This is a genomic window from Streptomyces sp. NPDC054975 (assembly GCF_053609105.1).
Map to the genome: position 1 here is coordinate 122573 of NZ_JBSGWV010000015.1, position 8767 is coordinate 131339.

10 protein-coding genes and 1 tRNA gene are annotated in these 8767 nt (G+C 69.7%); 1 reads left to right on the forward strand and 10 read right to left on the reverse strand.

The genetic code is table 11. The features are described 5' to 3' along the window. Positions 1-4: 4 nt before the first annotated feature. Positions 5-89, forward strand: a tRNA-Ser gene (locus tag ACWF79_RS16865). Positions 90-231: 142 nt separating this feature from the next. Here ACWF79_RS16865 and ACWF79_RS16870 read toward each other — a convergent pair. The 10 genes from ACWF79_RS16870 to ACWF79_RS16915 all read right to left on the reverse strand — a co-directional run. Then, positions 232-1629: a tyrosine-type recombinase/integrase gene (locus ACWF79_RS16870; protein ID WP_453728860.1), complete on the reverse strand. Its 1398-nt coding sequence runs from the start codon at positions 1627-1629 to the stop codon at positions 232-234. 63 nt (positions 1630-1692) lie between these two features. After that, positions 1693-1884, reverse strand: coding sequence for a helix-turn-helix transcriptional regulator (locus tag ACWF79_RS16875; protein ID WP_453728861.1), 192 nt, complete (start codon positions 1882-1884; stop codon positions 1693-1695). A gap of 298 nt (positions 1885-2182) precedes the next feature. After that, positions 2183-3727, reverse strand: coding sequence for a YfjI family protein (locus tag ACWF79_RS16880; RefSeq protein ID WP_453728862.1), 1545 nt, complete (start codon positions 3725-3727; stop codon positions 2183-2185). Beyond that, positions 3724-4068: a hypothetical protein gene (locus tag ACWF79_RS16885; RefSeq protein WP_453728863.1), complete on the reverse strand. Its 345-nt coding sequence runs from the start codon at positions 4066-4068 to the stop codon at positions 3724-3726. The genes ACWF79_RS16880 and ACWF79_RS16885 overlap by 4 nt, the downstream gene beginning before the upstream one ends. Then, on the reverse strand, positions 4065-4949 hold the full coding sequence (locus ACWF79_RS16890) for a bifunctional DNA primase/polymerase (protein WP_453728864.1): 885 nt from the start codon (positions 4947-4949) through the stop codon (positions 4065-4067). The genes ACWF79_RS16885 and ACWF79_RS16890 overlap by 4 nt, the downstream gene beginning before the upstream one ends. A gap of 97 nt (positions 4950-5046) precedes the next feature. Beyond that, positions 5047-5208 (reverse strand): hypothetical protein, encoded by a 162-nt coding sequence (locus ACWF79_RS16895; RefSeq protein ID WP_453728865.1) that lies wholly within the window; start codon positions 5206-5208, stop codon positions 5047-5049. Positions 5209-5226: 18 nt separating this feature from the next. Further along, a complete protein-coding gene (locus ACWF79_RS16900) occupies positions 5227-5673 on the reverse strand; it encodes a DUF6197 family protein (RefSeq protein WP_453728866.1) in 447 nt (148 codons plus the stop codon). Further along, positions 5670-7832, reverse strand: coding sequence for a hypothetical protein (locus ACWF79_RS16905; RefSeq protein ID WP_453728867.1), 2163 nt, complete (start codon positions 7830-7832; stop codon positions 5670-5672). The genes ACWF79_RS16900 and ACWF79_RS16905 overlap by 4 nt, the downstream gene beginning before the upstream one ends. Positions 7833-7845: 13 nt before the next feature. After that, positions 7846-8238 (reverse strand): hypothetical protein, encoded by a 393-nt coding sequence (locus ACWF79_RS16910; protein ID WP_453728868.1) that lies wholly within the window; start codon positions 8236-8238, stop codon positions 7846-7848. A 19-nt stretch (positions 8239-8257) separates the two neighbouring features. Next, positions 8258-8767, reverse strand: a 510-nt coding sequence (locus tag ACWF79_RS16915; protein WP_453728869.1) for a hypothetical protein, incomplete at its 5' end; no start/stop codon positions are given.

Genomic DNA, 8767 nt, shown 5'->3' on the forward strand with positions numbered 1-8767 from the left:
GCGGGGTGGGTTGCCCGAGCGGCCTAAGGGAACGGTCTTGAAAACCGTCGTGGCGCAAGTCACCGTGGGTTCAAATCCCACACCCACCGCTTGCAGGTCAGAGAAGTAGCAGGTCAGAAGGTGGGTCCCCGAGTCGGGGACCCACCTTCTGCGCTTACCTGTCTCACCTTGGGTCGGCCCTGTCCCACTGTTGACCAGCGCGTGTGGCCACCCCGTGGCCAGGCGCACGCCCTACTCCTGTGCAGGTGGGGGAACCAGGACTCGGTCGATCAGGTGGTTCGCGGCGCCCTGCTCGCCCTTGAGGATCTTGGCGTAGAACTTCCACAGGACTGCGAGGCTGTGGCCCGCCCGCCGAGCGACCTCCATCGGATCCACACCTGCTTTGATCCAGAGAGAGATACACGCCTTGCGGAGCGCGTACGGAACGTCCGCCAGGGGCGTGCCGACGTCCTCGGGCGGCAGCGCGACGCGGCGAGCCTCCTCCCAGATTGCGGTGTACTCGTTCGACGCGACCCGTCCGCCCTCGACGGCCCGAAAGAGCCTGCCGTCCGGGGCGACGCCGTACGTATCGAGGTGAGTGCGCAGCATGCGAACAAGGACGGGTGGGATGGGGACCGACCGGGTGCTGCGACGAGCCCGGCGCTTCAGGCCCCGGTCGTCGTACGGCTTGCCGTCGTCCGTCCAGCTCGAACCGACCTCGGGGCGACTGCGGCGGAGGACCAGTTCGCCCCAGCCCTCCGGGGGCAGCTTGCAGTGAGACTTGGCGAGGGCCGCGACTTCAGATGGGCGCATCGCGGCGTAGTACATGCAGCCGAAGAACGCGTACAGGTGCTCACCGCGACCGCCCTGCGCGCGTACGGCTTCCAGGAGGCGGCTGGCCAGCTCTCGGTCGGGCACGTACTGGAAATCCACCTCGTCGTCTGTCTTGGGCGGCGTCCAGTCGAGCGAGGTGAGTGGGTTCTTCGGCAGTAGATCCCGTTCGACCGCGTAGCGGAGGGCGTTGCTCAGAACAGATCGCTTCCGGAGGGTCGTGTTCTCGGCGGCGCGCTTCCCGTTCAGCAGGTGCGACAACGTGGCCAGGGCCTTCCTGAGGTTCTCGGACTCGGCGACTTCCGAGACCTGGATGGAGTGGTCGGCGACCCACTTCAAGGCCCTGGCCGCGTCCTCTGGGGGCTCCTCCACGTCCATGCGGGAGACCCAGGTACCTTCCGGGCTCTTCGCGGCCTGGAATGCCCACTGACGGAGAGCCAGCCGCATCACCTTCGGATCCGGCGCCCCGCTTGCCTTCTTCACGAGCACGCTCGTGACTGCGGCCAGTGCTTCTGCGATCCCGACACGGTGCTTGGCAGCCGCGTCGGGCCACTTCATACAGGCGTAGGCGCGGGCGTGTGCGAACCAGGTGGGCGAGTTCGCCTGCCGCAACTCCGAGGCTGGCAGGCCGGTTTCCACGTCGAACTGTTCACCCTTGCGGATCGCATCCTTGAGCTGCGCTCGACGGCCATCGGCGAGCGTGAAGGTCGCGAACGGAGCTTGACTCACCTTGCCGCCGACGATCCAACGGAGTTGAAAGGGCGCGGTCTTGCTGACCCTCTTACGGATGCCCCAGATCCGTACGTCGTACGTGAGCATGTCTGTCTGCCTTCACAGAGAAGGGCCCCGGCTTGGCCGGGGCCCTGTTGGAGGGAGGAGGGATTAGGCGGCGGCCCGCTGCTCGTGGCGGGCCCACCAGTTGTCGAGGTCTCCACGGCGGCATCGAAGCTGGCCGTTCGGGAGCTTGATCAGGCGCGGCGCCTGCCCCCGCGCGCGCAAGCGGTAGAACGCTGCGCGGCTCATGCCGATCTCTTCGAGGACTTCCTGAAGCTTGAGCATCTTGGTGCTGGCCATTGGGCTCCTTCAGCGCGGTCTCGGGTGACAGAACCCCGGGGTGTGCTGACAGAACTGACAGAACCTCGCTGTATGGCCTCTGAGCTGCGGCTTTTGCGGCCTCAACTGTCGTGACAAAACCTCGGAAAACTCTGACAGAACCTCCGGGCGGGGGTTCTGTCACAGCGGGCCCGTTGGGCGGGTCGAGGTTCTGTCAGAGTTTCCGGAGGTTTTGTCAGAGTTCCGGGAGAGCCTGTTTCCGCAGGTCAGGTGCCATGGCGGGAGGTTCTGTCAGTTCTGTCAGCGGGGGTGGGGGTTTTCAGGCGCCGCGGGTGGCGCGGGGGTGGGTCTCGTAGCGGGGGGAGGGCGGCCTTCCGCCGCGTCCGTTGCGGGGCGGCGGGGGCTGCTGGCGGACCCAGCCGTGTTCCTCCAGGAGGGTCAGGGCGGGGTCAAGGTCGCGCATGGCGGGGAACTCGCCCCTGGGAACGGCGCGGAACAGGTCGCGTTTGGTGAAGGCGGTGGTGCGGGTCTCGCGCAGGTGGGTCAGCACGGTGTGTGCGGCTGCCAGTGCGGGGTCGGCGCCCATGGCGTCGAACACGTCGAGGGCGTGGGCGGTGAAGTAGTCCCCGAGGCGGGTGGCGTCGGCCATGGTCTCGGCGCCGATGGGCAGGTTCCAGGCGTCGTCGGGGTGGGCGGCGAGGTGGAGGAGGCCTGCCATGCGGGCGACGGCCCCGTCGCGCTTGCTGGCCCAGTTGATGACCGGGGCGAGGGATCCGCCCTTGCCGAGGCGGGATTCGGTGACGCGCTGGTAGGCGAGGAGGACCGCGTCCGCATCGGGCGACAGGGTGAGGCTGGCGGTCTCGGTCCAGGCCGCGAGGGTCAGGGCGAGGCGGCCGAGGTTCTGTGCGTAGGTGGCGGCGGTGTCGGGGGAGAGGAGCTGTGGGGTGAGGTTGCGGCGGCCGACGAGGGATTCGGGCTTGGAGTAGAGGAAGCGGGCGAGCAGGCCGCGTCCGTCGGCGCCCTTGATCTGGCCGATAGCGTCGAGGACGGCCGGTTGGACCGCCAGGCCCATGGTGATGGCGGGGGCTTCGACGTATTGGGCGTCTCTGGCCTGCCGGTTGACGCGGGCCATGTCACCTGAGTGGCCTTTGAGGAAGATGCCCATGTTCGGGGTGCCGCCGGAGTAGCGGCCCGCGATGATCTCGAAGATCTCGCCCTCGGGGGACAGGATCGAGATCCGTCCGTCCTGCTGGGCGAGGAGCGTGGTCAGGCTCTCGGCGGTGATGTCGTCGGCGACGAGCTGCGGTTCGGCCGGGACCACGGCGCGCTCGGCGGCATCGGACAGGGACACGGCCGAGGCGGTCAGGTCGGCCACCTTGTCCGGCTCGGCGTTGGCGGCCAGCTTCTCGGCCCGCTCGGCGGCGGCCTTCGCGATCCGCGCCGCTGCGGCGGCCTCGGCCCGCTGTGGTGCTGTCAGCTCGATGAGGGCCTGCTCGGCGGCGAGCAGGGGCTTGGTCATGAGCCCGAACACGGCGGACTTGCGGTTGCCGGGCGGGAGGGCGACGGCGGTGTAGAGATTGAGCGGCTCGCTCCACTGGCCGCGCACGCTGACGGTGAGGCGTCCGCCAGCGGCGGTGCCGATGACGGCCAAGGCGAGGCATCCGGCGAGGTCGACGGGGGTCTGGGTCTCCTCGGCGACCTCGGCGGTCATGGCGCCGAGCCAGCCGGGCAGCGCATCGACGGGGAAGGCGGGGAGCGGGCCGCGAGGGTTGATGGGTACGGGCTCGTCCCAGGAGGGCCCGGTGATGTCCTCGGCGGACATCTCCTCGAACCCTGCCCACAGTTCGGGGTCATGTGTGGTCATGCGGCGGTCCTCCCTTCGGTGAGCGGGACCGTGGTCCCGGTGCAGGCGGTCTTGTGGGCGTCGTACTCGGCGACCAGCGCGGCCACGGCCTGAAGGCCGGTGGCGGTGCCGGTCTGCCCGCAGGCGCAGGCGTACGCGGCGTTCGGGGTGCCGTCGGTGCGCTTGGACCAGCGGGCACCGTCGTAGTGCGAGCGGTAGACCGGAGCCGCAGAGATGCGGATCCCGGGCTGATCCGGCGTCGGGTCGCCGGGGTTCGGGGCAAGAGCAGAAAGGACGCCTTCGGCGACGACTTTCAAGGCGCCTACGGCCCGCTGTCGCTGGGACCGTTGGGCGGCGCTCATGCCGTCGCTCCCAGAGCGCTGCGGAAGCCGTTGGCGACGGCTCGATGCGCGTAGGAGGCGGGGACGCCGACCGAAACGGCCGCGTCTGCGATCTGCTGGCCCAGGAGGTCGAGGCCGCAGGGCCCGGGGCAGCCGCTGTGCTGGCTGGCGAGGAACCGGGCCACCCCGTACGCCGCTGTGGCGGCACCACTGTCGGGGTGGGTGCTGATGCGAGCGAGACCGCGCCGCAGGCCCGACTGGACGTAGGTATCGGTGTGACGGCAGCCGGTGGCGACGCTGCGGTCCCACGTGGCGCGGGTGGGAGACGAAGAGTCCACCCCCTGGCGGGGCGGGGTGGTCTCTTCCCTCTCCACCAACGCGAGGACGGCCGACGGCAGCGGCGCCATGCCGCCGCTGCCGGGGCCGAGCCAGCGGGCGTAGGCCATCAGGGACTTGATGTCCACACCGGGCCGTACGTGGTTGGCGGAGGGCATCGTGCCCCGGTAGATCCAGTGCTCGCCCCGCGTCGTGGCGACCGTGCGGGTCGGAGGGAGGGTCTCGCGGGCCCAGACAACCGCGTCGGCGTTGTCCAGGTCGACTACGGTGACTCCGGCGCCGCCGGGGTGGTAGGCGACGGCACCGGCGCGGCGCCACGCGGCCGCCCACGGGGCGGAGGACAACACGGCGAGGTCGGTGGTGGCGGCGGCCCAGGCGTGGCATGGGGCCTCGCAGGTGCAGATGCCGGGGGTCTTCATGTTCGGCCGTCCGCCGCAGGCGTTCTTCTGGCAGGCGCGGCAGTTGCCCATGGGGCCCTTGCCTTCTCGTAACGGCAGCACGGGAATGCCCCGCTGGGCGAGGTCGAGGGCCACGCGTAGGTGCGCGGAGGGGGTGCGTTGGGTCATGCTGGAGTCCTCCACAGTTCTGTTGATGGGTTGTGGGTGAGGGCGGCCCGGACTTTGGCGAGACGGGGCCGCCCTCGGTGTTTCTGTAGGGCGAGGCTCAGTTGCTGAGCTGCCTGCGTACCTCGGCGACGAGACGCAGGGTTTCGTGCGCCATGTCAGCGATCGCCCGAAGCTGCTCTTCGACGTCCTCCGGGTTCGGTTCGGTGAAGGAGAAGGCCGGTTCGTTGTTCGGTTTGGGGTCGGTGAACGAGAACGACAATGGGTGGCTCCGGCTGACTCAGATGTTCGACTGGTGTGCGCGCTGGATGGCGGTCTCCCACACCGCGCGTACCTGTGCTCCGGTGTGGGTGTCGTTCCAGGCCGGGATGGACTCCCAGCGCTTGCCGTGCTGGCGGCGGGCTTCGTCCAGGAGGAGGTTCCCTGCGTCGCGGTAGGCGGCGTTGCGGGATCCGGCGGCTGCTCGCAGGGCGCCGATGGAGCAGCGGGCGCCTTCGGGGTGGACGAGGGTGAACCTGGCCCAGCCGTGGGTGTCGAGGAAGGCGAGCGCGTCGGTGAGAGTCTTCTCCACCGGGCCAGGCCGGTGCGCGGGCGGGGCGGCGATAGCGGGGACCGGTGACGGCGCGGCCGGGGCCGCAGGGGCGGCAGCGGGGTCGAGGAGCTGGAATGCCCTCGCATACAGGTCGTGGTCGATGGGGGTGAAGTCGGTTTGGGTGCGGGTGGTCATGCTGCCCTCCACAGGCCGTTTTCGTTGGTGATCTCGTCGCGCTTCTTCAGTTCGGACAGGCGCGGTTTGACGTTCTTGGCGGTGGTGCCGAGCTTTCGGGCGATGGTTTCGGCGGTCATGGGGATGGATTCGTCGCGGAGGAGTTCGAGGATTCGTGGCTTGATCAGCTCCTGTCCGTCCGAAGGGGCCGCGGCGCCGGCGGTGTTGGTGTGGGGCCGCTGCTGAGGCAGTGCGGCCGGTCCCTGGCGTGCTGCGGTGAGGAGGTCGGTGAGGCTGCCGATCAGGTTCTTGCCGCGCTGGTCGACCATCGCGGTCTGCGTGATCGCCTCCCGCAGGCGCCAGACGTCGCAGTCCTCGACAGCGACCGGAGGCAGGCCTCGGGTGAGGGTGTCGGGCGGGACGTCCAGGTGCAGGGAGCGGAACTGGACGGCTTGGGAGCCGGGGGTGAGGAGGTATCCGAGGCCGAAGGTGCCGTCCTCGGGCTCGGCTGCGGCTTCGGTGTTCAGGCCGCTCATGTCCCGTTCGGCGACCTTGGCGTACTGGCCGGGCCACGAGGAGGGGATCCTCGACAGGTCGATGCCCTCGGCCCCTTCGACCGCGTTGGCCCCGACCAGGGAGCCCTGTCCTTTGGCGCAGCGCAGGAACACGGCGCCGCCGCCGATCAGCAGCTGGGATCGGATGACGGTGGAGTTGCCGAGGTCTTCGGCGAGCGGGGTCTGGGTGGCCAGGACCACCCCGATGCCCCTCTTCAGGGACCGGCGGGTCAGCTGCTCCACGATCGCCTTCGCCTCTTGGTGGTAGGGCGAGGAGACCGACAGCAGCATGTGCGCTTCATCGATGACGATCAGGATGAGCGGATCGGTGAAGGGGAAGGCGGGGGACCGGTAGCGGGCTTCGCGGTCGAGCATCAGCGCATAAGCGAGCCGCAGGGCGCCCATCGCTTCATCCAGGCCGTCCCCGCAGTAGGCGGCCAGGGAGGCTCCGGCGATGGTTCCGGCCTGCGGCGAGGCCAGGATCACGCAGATGCGGGAGCGGTGGGCGGAGAGCAGGACCTGTTCCAGGCATCCGGACTTGCCGGACCGGGAGCCACCCACGAGGTACAGGTGGCGGGCGCCGGAACCGGGCTGGGCCAGAGGGACCAGGGCAGGGCGTGCGTCGAGATAGGTGCCCAGGCGGATATACCCGCGCGAGTCCATAGCCAGTTCGTCCACGACCGAAGAGAGCATCGTGCCGTGCATCAGCGCGTGCTCCTTCATCACGCGCACCCCCATCTGCGAGGGCTTGTCCGTCGGGGCGAGAGCGATCTGGATCGTCTCCAGATCGAGGTTCCCGGCGAGGTCCTGAAGATTGACGGTCCCGATGGCCTTGCGGTCCCGGGTGGCGATCCCTTCCCAGTCCAGGGGCCCGTCATAGCGGGTGAGGGCCAGAGTGGTGCCGGGCATCGCCCCCTCGGGAATGGCGACGTGTGCCGCCCACAGCTCCTCGGGAGTCGTCGGGGCACCGGCCGCGATCTCGGGTGCCGCCGACGGCTTCTTGAGGTGGACGGTGACGGGCAGCGCGTTCGGCGCGTAGTGCTTGGGGTCTCCCATCTCCACCTGGGAGACGGGGATCTGGTAGACGGCGGCGATGTCGGCGGCCTTCACCCGCACCTGCTGGCCCTGGGGCAGCGTGATGATCCCGGTGAACGACACGTGGTCGTCCCCGGCGTCGAGGGCGAGGTGAGCGAGCTGGGCCCCGGGCTGGATCAGCTTGCGGCCCTCGGTCTGGGTCGGCCCGGAGATGAACTCCGCCCACCAAGCGGTGATGAGCTGCGCCTGCGAGGTCTGACCCGCCGCCGGGGCCGTGACGGGAAGCGCCGGGAGTTCGTCGGCGGTGTTGCGGTGGTGAGCCAGGACGGCCGCCCCGGCCGGTACGGCGAGCCCGAGGGCGAACAGCGGGTCCATACCGGACGCGAGGACTTGGTGGGCGGCGATGCCGCATCCGCTGGTGGTGATGCCGCAGGCGATCAGGGAACGCAGCGCGGGAGCGGAGGCGTTGATGGCCCATGCCCCCGCTCCGGCCGCTGCGGCGAGAAGGGCGGACCAGGGGCCGACGGTGGTGGATGCCAGAGCGAGTGCGGCGGGCGCGTACTGGATGAACTGTGCTCGGGTCGGCCCCATGGTCTGGTTCTCCTTACTGCTGGGTGTAGAAGGCGGCGTCGGCCATGTCGACGGGCGAGGTGTCCACGGCGTCGGCGATGCCTCCGTGGTCGGACTCGACGGTCGTCTTGGCGTCGTCGGCGGCTGCCGCCGCGGTGTCCGCCGCAGAGGTGTAGGCGCCCGCCGCTTCCCTGGCCCCGCTCATGACGAGGGCGGCGTCGGCGAACTCGGCGGTCGTGGCGGCATCGACGGCCAGGGCCTTCATCGTTTCGGAGGCGTCCTGCATCTGCTCGGCGGTCTCCTCGACGTCGGTGGTGAGCTGGGTGACGGTCTCGGCGTGGGTGTGGACCTGGTGGGTGAGCCAGGCGAGCTTGGTCAGCAGTGCCGCGTACGTGGCGGCGTCCCTGAGGGATTCGGTGGCAGTCATACGGGGCTGCTCCTTCTGCCTATCGGGCGTTGTAGAAGTCGCGTTCGGCGGGCTTGGTCAGCGGGGAGTCCGCCACGGCCCGGAAGATCGGGCCGTGGCGGACCTCGGCGTTCGCGGACGCGGTCCGGCACGCCTCCTCACCGCCCTGGATCTGCTCGTGGAGCTTCTTCGCGGCGGCGGCCTGAAGGTCGAGCTGCTCCTTGAGGTGCTCGCACTTGCCGATCAGGTTCTCGCCGACGCCCTTGTCCGTGATCTCAGCGATCAGCACGTCGCAGTCCGCGGCGAGCTGAGCGGACTCGTCCACGAGTTCCAGGCAGGCCTCGGTGCTGGACTGGCACAGGGTGGCCGCTCCCTCGGCGAGGTCGATGACCTGTGTGAGGGTCATGACCTCACCGCCGCTGTACGTACGGGACTTGCCCGCAGCGGTCGTGACGTGGATGCCCTTGTCGTCGACGGTCGCGGAGTGCGGGATGGGCGGGTTGGGCTGCATCGCGGGGTCCTTCCTGAACTGCTCGGGGAGAGTGACGGC

Bases quoted from the DNA above. Each gene is read 5' to 3' on its own strand.
- ACWF79_RS16870 (WP_453728860.1), bottom strand. From the start codon at position 1,629: ATGCTCACGTACGACGTACGGATCTGGGGCATCCGTAAGAGGGTCAGC.
- ACWF79_RS16875 (WP_453728861.1), bottom strand. From the start codon at position 1,884: ATGGCCAGCACCAAGATGCTCAAGCTTCAGGAAGTCCTCGAAGAGATC.
- ACWF79_RS16880 (WP_453728862.1), bottom strand. From the start codon at position 3,727: ATGACCACACATGACCCCGAACTGTGGGCAGGGTTCGAGGAGATGTCC.
- ACWF79_RS16885 (WP_453728863.1), bottom strand. From the start codon at position 4,068: ATGAGCGCCGCCCAACGGTCCCAGCGACAGCGGGCCGTAGGCGCCTTG.
- ACWF79_RS16890 (WP_453728864.1), bottom strand. From the start codon at position 4,949: ATGACCCAACGCACCCCCTCCGCGCACCTACGCGTGGCCCTCGACCTC.
- ACWF79_RS16900 (WP_453728866.1), bottom strand. From the start codon at position 5,673: ATGACCACCCGCACCCAAACCGACTTCACCCCCATCGACCACGACCTG.
- ACWF79_RS16905 (WP_453728867.1), bottom strand. From the start codon at position 7,832: ATGGGGCCGACCCGAGCACAGTTCATCCAGTACGCGCCCGCCGCACTC.
- ACWF79_RS16910 (WP_453728868.1), bottom strand. From the start codon at position 8,238: ATGACTGCCACCGAATCCCTCAGGGACGCCGCCACGTACGCGGCACTG.